This is a genomic window from Novilysobacter selenitireducens, from assembly GCF_020026895.1.
Taxonomy (GTDB): domain Bacteria; phylum Pseudomonadota; class Gammaproteobacteria; order Xanthomonadales; family Xanthomonadaceae; genus Lysobacter_C; species Lysobacter_C selenitireducens.
Genome location: NZ_JAINZW010000005.1, coordinates 105,469 through 120,472, shown reverse-complemented (window position 1 = coordinate 120,472; position 15,004 = coordinate 105,469). Strand labels below are relative to the sequence as shown.

Sequence of the window (15,004 nt, the reverse complement as noted above, 5' to 3'; positions counted from 1 at the left end):
GCCGGTCCCGAAGCCAGCCCCGGCGCACTTAAGTTCCACTTAAGCGGAATGGGCGAAGGTGCGCGCCACTGTCTGCAACCGAGCCGCCGCCTTGCGCCACCGATGGGCCTTCCTGCTGCTGTCCGTAGTACTCGCCTCCGCCGCGTGGGCCGGCACGGGCCTTGCGCCGTGGCAGTCGCCCGCCGCGACCGCATTCCTGCCGCCCGAAGAGGTGTTCGTGCCCGGCGCGCCGCGGCGCGAGGGCACGCGGTGGGTTGTCGAGGGCCGCATCGCCGGCGCGCACTATCTGTACCGGCACGCGCTTGCGCTGGTCGATGGCGACGGCGCGAGTGTCGCGTTGCAGTCGCCGGCCGGCACGCCGCGCAAAGACGAGTTCTTCGGCGACACCGAGGTCTACGAGGGCGACTCGTTGCGCCTGAGCTTCCCCTCCAATGTCGAAGGCCCGCTGCAGTTGAAGTGGCAGGGTTGCGCCGAGGCGGGCATCTGCTACCCGCCGCAGACCGTTGCCCTCACGCTGCCCGTGGCCGGCAGCGCGCGCGACACCGCGCAGGAAAGCGACGGGCGTGCGGCGGCCACGCCGGCGACCGTGTCGGATCGCGATCTGCCCCGTGCGGACTTCGTCGGCAATCCGGTCGCAGTCAGCCGGGGCGCCACCGCCACCACCGACCGTTCCGGTGATGCGGACCACGAGCCGGGCATTCCCTCCGGTGACGGTGAACCCCGGGCGCGCGCGGCCGCCCCGCCGGCAACGACCCCGGCGCTTCCGGCAGCGGCGCGACCCGCGCAGCCACCGGCCTCCACGGCATTGGCCGAGGACCAGCACGCGGCCGATCGCCTGGCCGCGCTGGGTCCGGTGGCCGGGATGCTGCTGTTCTTCGGCTTCGGGCTGCTGCTGGCATTCACACCTTGCACGTTGCCGATGGTGCCGATCGTCTCCGGGCTGGTGGTGGGCAGCAACGCCACGCCGCGCCGGGCAGTAGCGCTGTCGGCGGCGTACGTCCTGGCGATGGCGACCACCTATGCCGGCGTCGGCGTGGCGGCGGGCCTGGCCGGCGCCAACCTGCAGGCGGCGCTGCAGTCGCCGTGGCTGCTGGGCCTGTTCGCCGCGCTGTTCCTGCTGTTGGCGGCGTCGCTGTTCGGCGCGTTCGAGCTGCGCTTGCCCAGTGCCGTGGCCAACCGCCTGGCGACTGCGGGCCACGGCCGCGCGGGCGGGAGCCTGATGGGCGCGGCCATGCTCGGCCTGTTGTCGGCGTTGCTGGTGGGCCCCTGCATGACCGCACCGCTGGCGGGCGCGCTGCTGTACATCGGCCAGACCGGCAGTGCGCTCGTCGGCGGGCTTGCGCTGTTCGCGCTGGGCCTGGGCATGGGCGTGCCGCTGGTGCTGATCGCGGTGTTCGGCGCCCGGGTGCTGCCGGCACCCGGCCCGTGGATGGACCGCGTGCGCATCGTCTTCGGCTTCGTGATGGTCGCGATGGCGGTCCTGATGCTGGTGCGCTTCATGTCCGGCACCGTGGGTCTGATGCTGTGGGGCGCGTGGCTGCTGGCCATCGCGGTCGCCCTGCTCGCCTGGGGCCGGGGCGGCGCGGTCAGCGGGCAACGCGCCGTGGCCGTGCGCTTCACGGGCCTGCTGGCGGGGCTGTGGTCGACCCTGATGCTGGTCGGGGCGGCGGCCGGCGGTGACTCGGCACTGCACCCGCTGCAGGGCTTCGGGCAGGCGCGTGCGACCGCGCCCTCGACCGCGCCTGCCTACGTCAACGCGAAGTCCATCGCCGACGTGGATGCGCGCATCGCCGAGGCCTCGGAGGCGGGCCGCTGGACGCTGATCGATTTCTACGCCGACTGGTGCGTGTCCTGCCACGTGATCGAGCGCGAGGTCTTCGGCCATCCCGTGGTGGCCGCACGCCTGGCTGCGATGCAGGTGGTCCGCCCCGACGTGACCGGCAACGATGCGACCGACCAGGCGCTGCTCGCGCACTGGCAGGTGCTCGGCCCGCCGACGCTGGTGCTGGTGGGCCCCGACGGCCGGGAGCGGCGCGTCCAGCGCAGCGTGGGCGAGGTCGATGCGGCCGGTTTCCTGGCGCGGCTCGATGCGGCAGGCGTGCCATGACCGGCGTGGGGCCGTTCTCCATCGCGGTGGTGGTGGCGCTGCTCGCGGCGCTGGCCGGATACGCCACCGCTCGCCTGTCCGCGCGCCGCCAGCCCGACGCGCCGACGCGCGCCGTCGGCGCGCTGCTGGTGGACGCAGTGTTTATCGGACTGCTCGTGGCACGCGCCGCGTACGTGGTGCGCTGGTGGCCGCAGTACGCCACCGCGCCATGGTCCATCGCTGCGATCGGCGACGGCGGCTTTGCCTGGTGGGCCGGCCTGCCGGCGGCGCTTGCGTTCGTCGCCTGGCGAACGCGCCGGCTGCAGCCGCTGCGGCGTCCGGCCCTGCTTGGCGTGGCTGCGGGCGTCGCGGTCTGGCTGGCCGGCACCGGCGTAGTGGAGCTGATGCATCGCTCCGCGCCGCCATTACCGGCGACGCAGCTCACGACCCTCGACGGAACACCCGCACGACTCGACGGCTTCACCGGTGCCCCGGTGGTGGTGAACCTGTGGGCCACGTGGTGCCCGCCCTGCCGGCGGGAGATGCCGGCACTGGCCGAGGCGCAGGCCGCCTACCCGGGGATGCGATTCGTACTGCCCAACCAGGGTGAGGCAGCGCAGACGGTGCGCGACTTCCTGGCGGAGGAAGGGCTGGCGCTCGACCACGTCCTGCTCGACCCGCACTCGGCCACGATGCGCGCCTTCGGCAGCCGTGGCCTGCCCACCACGCTGTTCTTCGACGCCGACGGGCGCTTGGTCGACGCCCACATGGGTGAACTGACCCGCGCCAGCCTGGCCGACACGCTGCGGCGCCGCTTCGGTGCCGTCGCCACCCTTTCCTCCCCTCCCCCGGAGTCCCACGAATGATCCGACGCACCCTCGTTCCCGCCCTCGCCGTGGGCGCCATCGCACTGCTTACCGCCGCCTGCAGCCGCGCCGACAGCGGCGACCGCCCGCCCGTGCTGGAGGCCCTGCAGGGGCGCGGCCTGGAAATCGTCAAGGAGTTCGATGCCGGCGACGGCCTGCGCGGGTTCGCCGGCGTGGCCGGCCAACAGCCGGTCGCCGTGTACGTCACCGCCAGCGGCGCGGCCATCGTCGGCACGCGCGTGGGTGCCGACGGCCAGGAGCTGGACACGCAGCGGTTGCAGGACCTCGTCGCCAAACCCATGGGCGAGCGCGCCTGGGCCCGCCTGGAGGCCAGCCAGTGGGTGCGCGACGGCCGCGAGGACGCGCCTCGCGTGGTGTACGCCTTCAGCGACCCGAACTGCCCGTTCTGCAACCGCTTCTGGCATGCCGCGCGGCCGTGGGTCGAGAGCGGCCAGGTTCAGCTGCGCCACGTGATGGTCGGCGTGATCAAGGCCGACAGCGCCGCGAAGGTCGCCGCCATCCTGAGCGCCCCCGACCCGGCCGAGGCGATGGCGCGAAACGAGCGTGCCTATGCCAGCGGCGGCATCGCGCCCGCGGCCGAAGTGCCGGCCGAGGTCCGTCGCACGCTGGACGCCAACGAACGGATGATGATGGAGCTTGGCTTCGGTGGCACGCCCGCGCTGGTGTTCCGCGACGAAGACGGCAACGTCCAGCGTCGCAGCGGGATGCCGCAGGGCGACGACCTTGACACCGTGATGGGGCCGCGCTGATGCGGGCCGCGCTGCTCGCCAGCGTGGCCCTTGCGGCGGCGCTGCTGCTCGCGCCACCGGCGTGGGCACAGCCTGAAGGGGCGCTGCAGTTCCCGCGCATCGCCGGCGCCGGCGGCGTCATCGACCGCGGCACGCACCCCGCGCCGGAACCCGGCCGCACGCGCCGGGTGCTGTTCGACCTGCATGCGGCGGCGGGTCCGGGCATCGATCCCGGCCTGGAGTCGGTGGCGCGCCTGCTCAACCTCTATGCGCTGGCGGGCGTGCCCGACGGCCGCGTGGACGTGGTCGTCCTGCTGCGTGGCGGGGCGACGGCACTGGCGCTGCAGGCGGGCGCGCATGAACGGCGGTTCGGCGTCGCCAATCCCAATGCGGCCCTGGTGGACGCCCTGCTGTCGGCGGGCGTGCGGATCGAAGTGTGCGGCCAGGCCGCGCATCGGAAGGGGTTCGCCGCCGCGGAGTTCGACCCGAGGATCCGCACCGTCCTGGCCGCGCTGGTAAGGCGCGAGGCGCTGCTGGCCGAAGGTTACTTGCTGGCGCCGTGAGCACGCGTGCGCCCTGCTTTCTGTAGACAGGGCCTCGTCCCCCGGGCCGCTAGAATGGCGCGGTGAGTTTCCCCGTACATGCCATCACGCTGGACCTCGACGACACGATCTGGCCGATCGCGCCGGTGATCGTGCGCGCCGAGGATGCGCTGGCGGCCTGGCTGCGCGAACACGCGCCGCGCACGGCCGAGCGCTGGCCGGTGTCGGCCTCGCGCGAGCTGCGCGAGCGCATGGGCACCGAGCGGCCCGACCTGTCGCACGACTTCACCCAGCTGCGTCGCCTGGCACTCGAACAGATGTTCCGCGAGGCCGGTGACGACGTGGCACTGGTGGACCCGGCGTTCGATGCCTTCTTCGCGGCGCGCTGCGCGGTCGAGCACTACCCCGACAGCGTCGACGCGCTGGAGCGCATGGCCGCGCACGTGCCACTGGCCGCGCTCAGCAACGGCAACGCCTGCCTGCGCACGATCGGGCTGATGCACCTGTTCGAGTTCCAGCTGGGCGCGCGCGAGCACGGCGTGGCCAAGCCCGATGCCAGCATCTTCCACGCCGCGTGCGCGCGGCTGGACTGCGTGCCCGCCACCGTCCTGCACGTGGGCGACGACGTCGAGATGGACGTGGTCGGCGCGCACCGCGCCGGCCTGCGCAGCTGCTGGATCAACCGCGAAGAGCGCGAGTGGCCGCACCGGCAGCTCGAGCCCGACCTGCAGTTCCCCACCCTTGCCGCGCTGGCCGATTGGCTGGAGACGGCACGCACTCCGGAAACGACCCGACCATGAGCACCTCCCCGCTGCCCGCCTGCTTCATCGCCGCCGCCGATGCGAACGACGCCCTGCCGCTGCACCTGGTGGACCGGGCATCGCTGCCCGCGTGGCGAGACGCGCAGCCGACGGTCGTGTCCGGCTGGGTGCAGGCGCAGGGGTTCGATGGATCGCCCGGCACGGTGATGACGCTGGCCGATGGCGAGGGCGGCATCGCCGGCGCGGTGGTCGGCATCGGCGACCCGCTCGACCCGGCCGGCTACGGCCACGTGCCGATGTCGTTGCCGGCGCGCGCCTGGGCCGTGACCGGCGACATCGACAAACCGCAGCGCCAGGCACTGGAGCTGGGCTGGGGCCTGGGTGCGTACCGCTTCGACCGCTACAAGAAGCCGGCGCGCAAGCCCGCGCAACTGGCCGTGGATGCGGGCGACGGATCGCTGGGCGACACGCTGGCTGCCTGCGTGCGCGTGCGCGACCTGGTCAACACGCCGACCGAGCACATGGGCCCGGACCAGCTCGAGCAGGTCGCCTGCGAGATCGCCGAGCGCCATGGCGCCACGATCAAGGTCGTCAGCGGCGAAGACCTGTTGACCGAGAACTTCCCCGCGATCCACGCCGTCGGCCGCGCCAGCCACCGGGCGCCGCGGCTGATCTCGCTGGCGTGGGGCGATGCGTCGCACCCGCACGTGGCGATCGTCGGCAAGGGTGTGTGCTTCGACACCGGCGGCCTGGACCTCAAGCCGGCCGACGGCATGCGCTGGATGAAGAAGGACATGGGCGGCGCCGCGCACGCCATCGCGCTGGCCGAATGGATCATGGCGCGCAAGCTGCCGCTGCGCGTCACGCTGCTGGTGCCGGCGGTCGAGAACGCGATCGGTCCCAATGCGTTCCGCCCCGGGGAGGTCATCGCCACGCGCCAGGGGCTGAGCATCGAGATCGACAACACCGACGCCGAAGGCCGCGTGGTGCTGTGCGATGCGCTGACCTTCGCGGGCGAGCTGCAGCCGGCGATGATCCTCGACTTCGCCACGCTCACCGGCGCGGCGCGCATCGCGCTGGGCCCGGACTTGCCGGCGCTGTACTGCAACGACGACGCGCTGGCGCAGCAGTGGCTGGACGCCGGCGGCACCGAGCGCGACCCGGTCTGGCGCATGCCGCTCTGGCGCCCGTACCTGCGCTACCTCACCAGCCAGATTGCCGATCTGGCCAACGGCGGCCCGTCGAAGATGGCCGGCTCGATCAGCGCCGCGCTGTACCTGGAGCGCTTCGTGCCCGCGGGCATGCCGTGGGCGCACCTGGACGTGTTCTCGTGGAACGAAAGCGACCGACCGGGCCGCCCGGTCGGCGGCGAGGCGCAGGGGCTGCGTTCGGCGTACGCGATGCTGCGGGCGCGGTTCGGGGTCTGAAGCCGCGTCAGCCTCCGGCCACCGCGACCTGCGGCGCGCCGACGCTTTCCTCGCCCATCCGCCGCCAGCGCCGCTCCAGCACGACGATCGTGACGGCGTAGATCGCCACGATCACTGCCGGCACCGCGACGAAGCGCGCCTCCGGCCACGCCAGCCACGCGGCCAGCACCAGCACGGTGCGGGCGATGGCATGGAACGCGCCGATCCAGTGACGCATCAGCCAGGCCGTCGGCAGCCACATCAGGCCGCTCAGGATGCCGACGCTCAGGGGCAGAGACGTCGGCTCGACCATGAAGAACGGGATGGCGATGGCGTACACCAGCAGCGCCATGGCCACGGTCGAGAAGAACAGCGCGTCGAACGGATTGCGTGGCCGGCTGCGGTCCATGAAGTGCTCGCCGGTGAATCGCGACAGGCCGATGCCAAGGTAGGCGATGGAGCCGGTGGCGATGAAGAGCACCCAGACCGCGGCCGCCAGCGGCAGCACCGCACCCCCGATGCCCACCGCCGTCCAGGCCAGCGCGCCGGCCAGCGGCATGGCGAGGAAGCGGCGGCGGGCGAAGGCCTCGCGCTGCGCGGACAGGTCGTCGGCGACTAAGACGGTGCCCGGCGTTGGCAACGGGGCGGGAATGGAACGGGACATGGCGGGATCCTCGAAGGAAGGCACGACGGGAACCGCCCGTCTGCGGACCGGCCGATGCCGGTGGGATGCACTTGCACACTCTGGATTTCAGAGTACTCTCACATCACCGACGGATGCCAGACCGTCCATCGGGAAAAGCACGACGACACCCGCGACGACACGCCACGCCACCTTCGAGACACCGCCATGAGCCCCGACCGCCTGCAGCAGGACCTGGACTACGTCGTCGCCGCCGTGCGCCGGCACGACACATCGCTGGGCGTCCCCGCGATCTACTTCCTGTGGGCCGTGCTGGTGCCCGTGGGCTTCGCCCTGCCCGACCTCGCGCCCGGTATCGCCGGGCCGTACTGGCTGGTCGCCGGCATCGGCGGCGGCCTGCTGAGCTGGTGGCTGGCGGTGCGCGATGCGCGCCGCAGCGGCATCAACGACACCGCCGACGGCCGACGCCACGGCCTGCACTGGCTGGTGGGCGGCATCGGCTTCCTGGTCTGCTGGCTGCCGATGCTGCGCGGCGCACCGATCGAGCTGGCCGTCGGAAACTTCCTGCTGGTCGCCGGCCTGGTGTACACATTGGCCGGCGTGCACCTGGAACGCCCGCTGCTGTGGAGCGGCCTGGTGATGCTGGCCGCGTACGTCGTGCTGACGGTGTTCGCCCTGCCCTACACATGGACGATCACCGGCCTGGCCATCGGCGTGTCGCTGGCATGGGCGGGGCTTTCCGCCGTGCGCGCCGCCCGCCACGCGGCCTGAGCGCCGACATGGCCACCGCCAGTCCCGCCAATCCGCTCGACGCGCTCGACCCCGTGCTCGAACACCGCGTGCGCCTGGCGATCGGCGTGCTGCTGGCGCGCCATGGCGAGATCAGCTTCGCCGCGTTCAAGCAGCAGTTGCAGCTGACCGACGGCAACCTGGGTTCTCAACTGCGCAAACTCGAGGATGCCGGCTACATCGCGCTGCGACGCGACTTCGTCGAGCGCAAGCCGGTGACGTGGTACCGGCTGACCGCCGCGGGACGCAAGGCGGTGGACCGCCACCTCAAGGCGCTGCAGGCGGTCATCGCCAGCGCGCAGGCCTGATGGTGCGGCACGATGGCGGCGAAAGTGACGACCGGCAGGTTGGAACCGCCGCGCCGATGGGGTCACACTCCGCGCTTTCTCACGTCATGGACCGGCATGAACGATTCGGCTGACCTGCTCAAGCAGCTGCGCATCGACCGCAGCGCCCCGCCGCCGCGCGACTCGCGCAAGGGATTGTGGATCGGCCTGGCCATCGCGGCGGTCGTGCTGCTCGCCGCGCTCGTGGCGTGGCTGGCCTTCGGCCGCAATGCCACGCCGGAGGTGCGCACCGCGCAGGTGGTCGCCATCGGTGGCAGCGGCGGCGCGAACGCGTCGGTGCTCGATGCCACCGGCTACGTCGTCGCACGGCGCATGGCGACGGTGTCGGCCAAGATCACCGGCAAGGTGCGCGAAGTGCTGATCGAGGAAGGCCAGCGCGTCGAGGCCGGCCAGGTGATGGCGACGCTCGACCCGGTCGACGCCGGCGTCCAGCGCGACCTGGCGGCATCGCAACTGGCCGCCGCGCGCAGCCAGATCGCCGGCACCCGCGCGCAACTGCGCGAGGCCGAAGCCAATGCCACCCGCCTGGGCGAACTGGTCGACGGCCAGCTGGTGTCGCAGGCGCAGTACGACCAGGCGGTGGCGCAGCGCGATGCCCTGCGCGCGCAGCTGGCCACCGTGCAGCGCAACGCGCAGGTCGCCGGCGACCAGTTGCGCATCGCCGACCAGGGCGTCGACAACACCGTGGTGCGCGCGCCGTTCGCCGGCGTGGTCGTGGCCAAGGCCGCGCAGCCCGGCGAGATCGTGTCGCCGCTGTCGGCCGGTGGCGGCTTCACCCGCACCGGCATCGGCACGATCGTCGACATGGATTCGCTGGAAGTCGAGGTCGACGTCGGCGAGGCCTTCATCGGCCGCGTGCAGCCGAAGATGCCGGTGCAGGCCACGCTCAACGCCTACCCGGACTGGCGCATCCCCGGCGAGGTGATCGCGATCATCCCCACCGCCGACCGCAGCAAGGCCACCGTCAAGGTGCGCATCGCGCTGCTGGAACGCGACGACCGCATCGTCCCCGACATGGGCGTGCGCGTCAGCTTCCTGGAGAAGGCCGCGCCGCAGCAGGACCAGGAGCGCCCGCGCGGCGTGCTGGTGCCGGCCTCGGCGCTGGCCACGCGCGGCGACGCACAGGTCGCCTTCGTGGTCGACGGCGACACCGTGCAGCAGCGCGAGGTCACCGTCGGCCGCACGCTCGGGGACGACCGCGAAGTCACCGAAGGCCTGTCGGGCGGCGATACCGTCGTGCTCGAGCCGCCGGCGGAACTGGCCGACGGCGATGCGGTCCGCGTCGCCGAAGGCGATGTCGAATCCTGAGCCCTGCCCACGTCGTACCGCTGACCGCCCACCACCGCATCCACACCGGGGAACCGCCATGTCACTGGTCACCATCCGCAACCTCACCAAGGCCTACCAGCGCGGGCCGGAGAAGGTCGAAGTGCTGCACGGCATCGACCTGGACATCCCCGACGGCGACTTCGTCGCGCTGATGGGGCCGTCGGGCTCGGGCAAGACCACGCTGCTCAACCTCATCGGCGGGCTGGACTCGCCGTCGGGCGGTGAGATCGACATCGAGGGCCAGCGCATCGACCGCATGAGCGCCGGCCAGCTCTCGCAGTGGCGCAGCGACCACGTCGGCTTCGTGTTCCAGTTCTACAACCTGATGCCCACGCTGAGCGCGCAGAAGAACGTCGAGCTGCCGCTGCTGCTGACAAAGCTGTCGGCCGCCAAGCGCAAGCGCAACGCCGAGATCGCGCTGGAGCTGGTCGGCTTGAAGGACCGCGGCAAGCACCGGCCCAACGAGCTGTCGGGCGGCCAGCAGCAGCGCGTGGCGATCGCCCGCGCGATCGTGTCCGACCCCACCCTGCTGATCTGCGACGAGCCCACCGGCGACCTCGACCGGCAGTCGGCCGAGGAGATCCTGGCGCTGCTGCAGAGCCTCAACCGCGACCACGGCAAGACCATCGTGATGGTGACCCACGACCCGAAGGCCGCCGACCACGCCAACCGGACGATCCACCTGGACAAGGGCACGCTTGCCGCGGAAGGCGCGGCGCTGGCGCATTGAGGTGGATAGCCCCTCTCCTGCCGGGGCGAACGAATGCGTTTGCGAACCACTGGTTCGCGCATTCGTGAGCGCCACCGCGCTGGCGCGGTGGCTGGGGGTTGCTTGCCGAGGTACGAGGCTAGCAACGGGTTGGGGAGAGGGTTCAGCACAAGTAGCGAGGCGCCGAACTAGGCACGCATTAGCAACGCGGGCTGATTAGAGTCATCGCGGACATGGTGTTCGCCGCTCCGCCGCACCCTCATCCGCCCTCCGGGCTCCTTCTCCCAATGGGAAAAGGGAAAGGCAATAAAGAACAAAGGAAGCAGACATGAAATACCTGCACCTGATCTGGGCCGCGCTGTTCCGCAGCAAGACCCGCACGTTCCTGACGCTGCTGTCGGTGGTCGCCGCGTTCCTGCTGTTCGGGATGCTCGACTCGGTGCGCGTGGCGTTCAATTCCGGCGGCAGCGTCGCCGGCGCCGACCGCATGGTGGTGGCCTCGCGGCTGTCGATCACGCAGATGCTGCCCTACCGGCTGCTGTCGCAGATCGAGGCGGTCGACGGCGTCGAGAAGGTCTCCTACGCGGCGTGGTTCGGCGGCATCTACCGCGACCCGAGGAACTTCTTCCCCAACTTCTCCGTTGGCCCGGACTACTTCGAGCTGTACCCGGAGTACGAAATCCCCGCCGACCAGATGCGCGCGTTCCAGGCCGACCGCACCGGCGCGGTGGTGGGTCGCGCGCTGGCCGAGCGCCACGGCTGGAAGATCGGCGACACCATCCCGCTGCAGGCGACGATCTTCCCGCGCGGTGGCGACAACGCCTGGCCGCTCAACCTGCGTGCGATCTTCACCATCGACGACAGCAAGCGCCGCGGCGAGGAAAACCAGCTGCTGTTCCACTGGGAGTACTTCGACGAGGCCAACGACTACGTCAAGGGCGAGGTCGGCTGGTACATGGTCAAGCTGGCCGACGTGAACGACGCGACCCGCGTGGCGCGCGCGATCGACGCGCTGAGCGAGAACTCCGACCACGAAACCAAGACCCAGACCGAGCAGGCGTTCAACCAGGCCTTCGCCAAGCAGTTCGCCGACATCGGGCTGATCGTCACCGCCATCATGGGCGCGGTGTTCTTCACCCTGCTGCTGCTGACCGGCAACACCATGGCCCAGGCGGTGCGTGAGCGCATCCCGGAGCTGGCCGTGCTCAAGACGATCGGCTTCTCCAACCGCAGCGTGCTGGTGCTGGTGCTGGCCGAGTCGGTGCTGCTGCTGGTGCTGGGCGGCGCGATCGGGCTGGGCATCGCCGCGGCGATCATGCCGGCGGTGAGCGCGGCCAGCGGCGGGATGATCCAGTTGCCGGGCGTGCCCGGGCAGACCTGGGGTGTCGGCCTGGCCCTGATGGCCGCGATCGGCGTGCTGGTCGGCCTGCTGCCGGCGCTGCGCGCGATGCGGCTGAATATCGTCGACGCCCTGGCCGGGCGCTGAACCCACCACGGAGACCGATGCGATGAAACGCCTGAAGAAGTGGTTGGTGAACCTCGGCATCCTGCTGGCGCTGGTCGCCGGCCTGGTGGCCTGGATGATGGCGCCGTGGCAGGCCGTGCTTGGCGTGGCGGTGCTGCTGGCACTGTGGCTGGTGCTGACCCGGCGCGGCCGGCAGACGCTGGCGGTGGCCGGCGTCGGCCTAGCCAGCCTGCCGCAGCGCTGGGGCGCCTCCAGCGTGATCGTGATCGGCATCGCCGGCGTGGTCGGCGTGCTGGTGGCAATGCTTGCGATGGGCGAAGGCTTCCAGGCCACGCTGCAGCAGACCGGCAGCGACGGCTCCGCGATCATCCTGCGCGGCGGCTCCCAGGCCGAGACCAACTCGGTGATCACGCGCGACCAGGTGCCGCTGATCGGCAGCCTGGCCGGGATCGCCAGGGGCGATGACGGGCGCGGGCGCGTCTCGCCCGAGCTGTCGCAGGTGATCAACCTGGTCAGCAAGGGCGACGGGCTGGATGCCAACGCGCAATTGCGTGGCGTCGGCCCGGAAGGCTGGGCGCTGCGCCCGCAACTGAAGGTGGTCGAAGGCCGCGCGTTCGAGCCGGGCCTGCGTGAGCTGGTGGTCGGCCAGGGGGCGCAGTCGAAGTTCGAAGGCCTTGAGGTCGGCAGGACCATCGAGCTGGTCAACCAGGACTGGACCGTGGTCGGCGTGTTCGCCTCCGGCGACTCGCACGACTCGGAGCTGTGGGCCGATGGCGAGACGCTGGCGTCGACCTACAACCGCACCTCGTTCCAGTCGGTGACGGTCGGGCTGGACGGCAAGGACGGCTTCACCCGCCTGAAGGCCGCGCTGGCCGCCGACCCGCGCCTGAAGCTGGACGTGCAGACCACGCGCGACTACTACGCCAAGCAGTCCGAGGGCCTGACCAAGCTGATCAAGATCCTGGGCACGGTGATCGGCACGATCATGGCGATCGGCGCGGTGTTCGGCGCGCTCAACACCATGTACGCGGCGGTGGCCGGACGTGCACGCGAGATCGCGACCATGCGCGCGCTCGGCTTCCGCGGCCTGCCGGTGGTGGTGGCGGTGATGCTGGAGACGATGCTGCTGGCGCTGCTGGGTGGCGTGCTCGGCGCCGCGCTGGCGTGGATCGTCTTCAACGGCTACAGCGTCAGCACCCTGGGCCAGAACTTCAGCCAGGTGGTGTTCCAGTTCCAGGTCTCGCCCGACCTGCTGTGGACCGGCCTGAAGTGGGCGCTGGGCATCGGCCTGGTCGGCGGCCTGTTCCCCGCCCTGCGCGCGGCGCGCATGCCGGTGACCGACGCGTTGCGCGCGGCCTGACCCGACGCACTGCGGTGGCGGTCAGCCGGCCGCCACCGCCGGTCGACGCGATCGCAACAGCCCGTCGACCGCGTACACCGCCAGCGCGATCCAGATCAGCACGAAGCCGATCACGCGGTCGCGGCCGAACGGCTCGCCCAGCACCGCCACGCCGCACACCAGCTGCAGCGTCGGCGCCAGGTACTGCAGCAGGCCGACCGTCGACAGCGGCACGCGCCGCACGGCGTAGGCGAACCCGATCAGCGGCAGCGCGGTGAGCGCACCGCCCAGCACCAGCAGCAGGTCGGTCCACGGCCACCATGCATCCAGCACGTGGCCCTGCCCGGTCGACTCGCCCCACAGCAGCAGCGCCAGCGCCGGCAGCAGCAGGTAGCCGCTCTCGATGCCGAGGCCGGGCAGTGAGTCGATGGTGGTGAGCTTGCGGATGAAGCCGTACATCGCGAACGACGTCGCCAGCGTCAGCGCGATCCACGGGAAGCTGCCGTAGTTGAAGGTCAGCCACAGCACGCCGGCGGTGGCGATCGCGACGGCCAGCCACTGCGCGGCGCGCAGGCGCTCGCGCAGCAGCACCACGCCCAGCACCACGTTGAGCAGCGGATTGATGAAGTACCCCAGGCTCGTCTCGACCACGTGCCCGGCGTTGACCGCCCAGATGTACAGGCCCCAGTTGAAGGCGATGAACAGTCCACTCAGCGCGAGCAGGCCGGCCAGCCGCGGCTGTTCGCGCACTGCGCGCAGCCAGCGCGTGCCCTGCTTGAGCAGCAGCCAGCCCAGCACCAGCACCGCGCTCCAGACAATGCGGTGGGCGATGATCTGCAGCGACGGCACTGCCTTGAGCAGGTGCCAGTACAGCGGCATCAGGCCCCAGATCACGAACGCGCCGGTGGCCATCCACAACCCGCGGCGGTAGTCGGTCATCGGCCCGGTCATGCGGCGGGCTCCGTCGGCGTGGCCGGCACCACCGGGCGACCGTGGCGCGCCCTGGCGACGGTGATGATCGCCACGCCGGCCAGGATCACCGCCATCGCACCGAGGTCGTGGGTGGTGAACACCTCACCGGCGATCACCGCACCAAACAGCACCGCGATCGGCGGGTTGACGTAGGCATAGCTGGTGGCCAGCGCCGGGCGCACGTGGTGCAGCAGCCAGATGTAGGCGGTGAAGCCGAAGATCGAACCGGCCACGATCAGCCACAGCAGCGCGGCCGTGGCCTCGAGCGTTGGCATGGCGGTCATGCGCTCGCCGGTGACCAGCGCGGCGGCCAGCATCCAGCCGCTGCCGGCAATCATCTGCCCGGCGGCGGCCATGAAGGGCGCGGGCAGGTCGAGGTCGCGGCTCCAGATCGAGCCCCACGCCCAGGCGATCGGCGCGATGGTCAGGCACACCAGTCCGAGCGTCGACGTGGACAGGTTGCTGCCGGCGTTGAGCCACACTACGCCGCCGAAGCCGATCACCAGGCCGACCCACTCCGAGCGCGTGGGATGGCGGCCGCGCAGCATCGCGAACACGCCGGCGAACAGCGGCATCGAGGCCACGGCAATGGCGGCCATGCCCGATCCCACTTCGGTCTCGGCCAAGTTCACCAGCCCGTTGGACAGCAGCACCATGAAGATCGACAGCACCACCAGCGTGCGCCACTGCTTCGCCGTCGGCGGCGCGGCCCCGCGCATCCGCAGCACCGCGTACATCAGGGCGCCGGCGGTGAACATGCGGAAGGTGCCCAGCAGGAACGGCGGGTAGCTCTCCAGCGCGTAGCGGATGGCGAGGTAGGTCGAGCCCCACAGCACGTAGACCGAGGCCAGCGCGAACGCGACGGCGAGGCCGCGCGCGGCCGGCAGCGGCAGGGAGGACGCGTTCATGCACCGGGCTCGCTGGGGGAGGGGCGGCACCGGGTGGCGCCGCGAGGCGCGAGGATACGGGAGCGGCGGGGCGCTGCGCAGCGCCGGTCGTCA

15 protein-coding genes are annotated in these 15,004 nt (G+C 71.5%); 12 read left to right on the top strand and 3 right to left on the bottom strand.

Translation table 11 applies throughout. The features are described from left to right. Nucleotides 1-91 precede the first annotated feature (91 nt). The 6 genes from dsbD to K6753_RS11405 all read left to right on the top strand — a co-directional run bounded on the left by dsbD (nt 92) and on the right by K6753_RS11405 (nt 6,431). On the top strand, nt 92-2,107 hold the full coding sequence (dsbD, locus tag K6753_RS11430; RefSeq protein WP_223676587.1) for a protein-disulfide reductase DsbD: 2,016 nt from the start codon (nt 92-94) through the stop codon (nt 2,105-2,107). After that, a complete protein-coding gene (locus tag K6753_RS11425) occupies nt 2,104-2,952 on the top strand; it encodes a TlpA disulfide reductase family protein (RefSeq protein ID WP_223676586.1) in 849 nt (282 codons plus the stop codon). The genes dsbD and K6753_RS11425 overlap by 4 nt, the downstream gene beginning before the upstream one ends. Further along, nucleotides 2,949-3,722 carry a thiol:disulfide interchange protein DsbG gene (dsbG, locus tag K6753_RS11420; RefSeq protein WP_223676585.1) on the top strand — a complete coding sequence of 258 codons (774 nt, stop codon included), beginning with the start codon at nt 2,949-2,951 and terminating at the stop codon, nt 3,720-3,722. The genes K6753_RS11425 and dsbG overlap by 4 nt, the downstream gene beginning before the upstream one ends. Further along, entirely contained in the window at nt 3,722-4,264 is a 543-nt protein-coding gene (locus tag K6753_RS11415) for a DsrE family protein (RefSeq protein WP_223676584.1), read from the top strand. Before dsbG ends, K6753_RS11415 begins: the two co-directional genes overlap by 1 nt. Nucleotides 4,265-4,326: 62 nt before the next feature. Further along, a complete protein-coding gene (locus tag K6753_RS11410) occupies nt 4,327-5,043 on the top strand; it encodes an HAD family hydrolase (RefSeq protein ID WP_223676583.1) in 717 nt (238 codons plus the stop codon). After that, nucleotides 5,040-6,431 carry a leucyl aminopeptidase family protein gene (locus K6753_RS11405; protein WP_223676582.1) on the top strand — a complete coding sequence of 464 codons (1,392 nt, stop codon included), beginning with the start codon at nt 5,040-5,042 and terminating at the stop codon, nt 6,429-6,431. The genes K6753_RS11410 and K6753_RS11405 overlap by 4 nt, the downstream gene beginning before the upstream one ends. Nucleotides 6,432-6,438: 7 nt before the next feature. Here K6753_RS11405 and K6753_RS11400 read toward each other — a convergent pair whose 3' ends face one another. Next, nucleotides 6,439-7,074, bottom strand: coding sequence for a DUF7010 family protein (locus K6753_RS11400; protein WP_223676581.1), 636 nt, complete (start codon nt 7,072-7,074; stop codon nt 6,439-6,441). Between the two features lie 186 nt (nt 7,075-7,260). On the opposite strand from K6753_RS11400, the gene K6753_RS11395 reads away from it, so the two are divergent. From K6753_RS11395 to K6753_RS11370, 6 genes are all read left to right on the top strand, one after another. Continuing rightward, on the top strand, nt 7,261-7,824 hold the full coding sequence (locus K6753_RS11395) for a hypothetical protein (protein ID WP_223676580.1): 564 nt from the start codon (nt 7,261-7,263) through the stop codon (nt 7,822-7,824). Nucleotides 7,825-7,832: 8 nt separating this feature from the next. Then, complete coding sequence (locus K6753_RS11390; protein WP_223676579.1) at nt 7,833-8,150, top strand: winged helix-turn-helix domain-containing protein; 318 nt, start codon at nt 7,833-7,835, stop codon at nt 8,148-8,150. A 96-nt stretch (nt 8,151-8,246) separates the two neighbouring features. Beyond that, a complete protein-coding gene (locus K6753_RS11385; RefSeq protein WP_223676578.1) occupies nt 8,247-9,497 on the top strand; it encodes an efflux RND transporter periplasmic adaptor subunit in 1,251 nt (416 codons plus the stop codon). A gap of 58 nt (nt 9,498-9,555) precedes the next feature. Further along, on the top strand, nt 9,556-10,248 hold the full coding sequence (locus K6753_RS11380; RefSeq protein ID WP_223676577.1) for an ABC transporter ATP-binding protein: 693 nt from the start codon (nt 9,556-9,558) through the stop codon (nt 10,246-10,248). Between the two features lie 307 nt (nt 10,249-10,555). Then, on the top strand, nt 10,556-11,713 hold the full coding sequence (locus K6753_RS11375) for an ABC transporter permease (protein ID WP_223676576.1): 1,158 nt from the start codon (nt 10,556-10,558) through the stop codon (nt 11,711-11,713). A 22-nt stretch (nt 11,714-11,735) separates the two neighbouring features. Then, nucleotides 11,736-13,052, top strand: coding sequence for an ABC transporter permease (locus K6753_RS11370; RefSeq protein WP_223676575.1), 1,317 nt, complete (start codon nt 11,736-11,738; stop codon nt 13,050-13,052). A gap of 21 nt (nt 13,053-13,073) precedes the next feature. Here the strand turns inward: K6753_RS11370 and rarD are convergent, their stop codons facing one another. Continuing rightward, complete coding sequence (gene rarD, locus K6753_RS11365) at nt 13,074-13,982, bottom strand: EamA family transporter RarD (protein ID WP_223676574.1); 909 nt, start codon at nt 13,980-13,982, stop codon at nt 13,074-13,076. Continuing rightward, entirely contained in the window at nt 13,979-14,911 is a 933-nt protein-coding gene (yedA, locus tag K6753_RS11360; RefSeq protein WP_223676573.1) for a drug/metabolite exporter YedA, read from the bottom strand. Before yedA ends, rarD begins: the two co-directional genes overlap by 4 nt. Nucleotides 14,912-15,004 lie beyond the last annotated feature (93 nt).

What these genes read in the sequence shown, in the direction of transcription:
- K6753_RS11425 (WP_223676586.1), top strand. Translation starts at nt 2,104, where the DNA reads ATGACCGGCGTGGGGCCGTTCTCCATCGCGGTGGTGGTGGCGCTGCTC.
- dsbG (WP_223676585.1), top strand. Translation starts at nt 2,949, where the DNA reads ATGATCCGACGCACCCTCGTTCCCGCCCTCGCCGTGGGCGCCATCGCA.
- K6753_RS11415 (WP_223676584.1), top strand. Translation starts at nt 3,722, where the DNA reads ATGCGGGCCGCGCTGCTCGCCAGCGTGGCCCTTGCGGCGGCGCTGCTG.
- K6753_RS11405 (WP_223676582.1), top strand. Translation starts at nt 5,040, where the DNA reads ATGAGCACCTCCCCGCTGCCCGCCTGCTTCATCGCCGCCGCCGATGCG.
- K6753_RS11400 (WP_223676581.1), bottom strand. Translation starts at nt 7,074, where the DNA reads ATGTCCCGTTCCATTCCCGCCCCGTTGCCAACGCCGGGCACCGTCTTA.
- K6753_RS11395 (WP_223676580.1), top strand. Translation starts at nt 7,261, where the DNA reads ATGAGCCCCGACCGCCTGCAGCAGGACCTGGACTACGTCGTCGCCGCC.
- K6753_RS11390 (WP_223676579.1), top strand. Translation starts at nt 7,833, where the DNA reads ATGGCCACCGCCAGTCCCGCCAATCCGCTCGACGCGCTCGACCCCGTG.
- K6753_RS11385 (WP_223676578.1), top strand. Translation starts at nt 8,247, where the DNA reads ATGAACGATTCGGCTGACCTGCTCAAGCAGCTGCGCATCGACCGCAGC.
- K6753_RS11380 (WP_223676577.1), top strand. Translation starts at nt 9,556, where the DNA reads ATGTCACTGGTCACCATCCGCAACCTCACCAAGGCCTACCAGCGCGGG.
- K6753_RS11375 (WP_223676576.1), top strand. Translation starts at nt 10,556, where the DNA reads ATGAAATACCTGCACCTGATCTGGGCCGCGCTGTTCCGCAGCAAGACC.
- K6753_RS11370 (WP_223676575.1), top strand. Translation starts at nt 11,736, where the DNA reads ATGAAACGCCTGAAGAAGTGGTTGGTGAACCTCGGCATCCTGCTGGCG.
- rarD (WP_223676574.1), bottom strand. Translation starts at nt 13,982, where the DNA reads ATGACCGGGCCGATGACCGACTACCGCCGCGGGTTGTGGATGGCCACC.
- yedA (WP_223676573.1), bottom strand. Translation starts at nt 14,911, where the DNA reads ATGAACGCGTCCTCCCTGCCGCTGCCGGCCGCGCGCGGCCTCGCCGTC.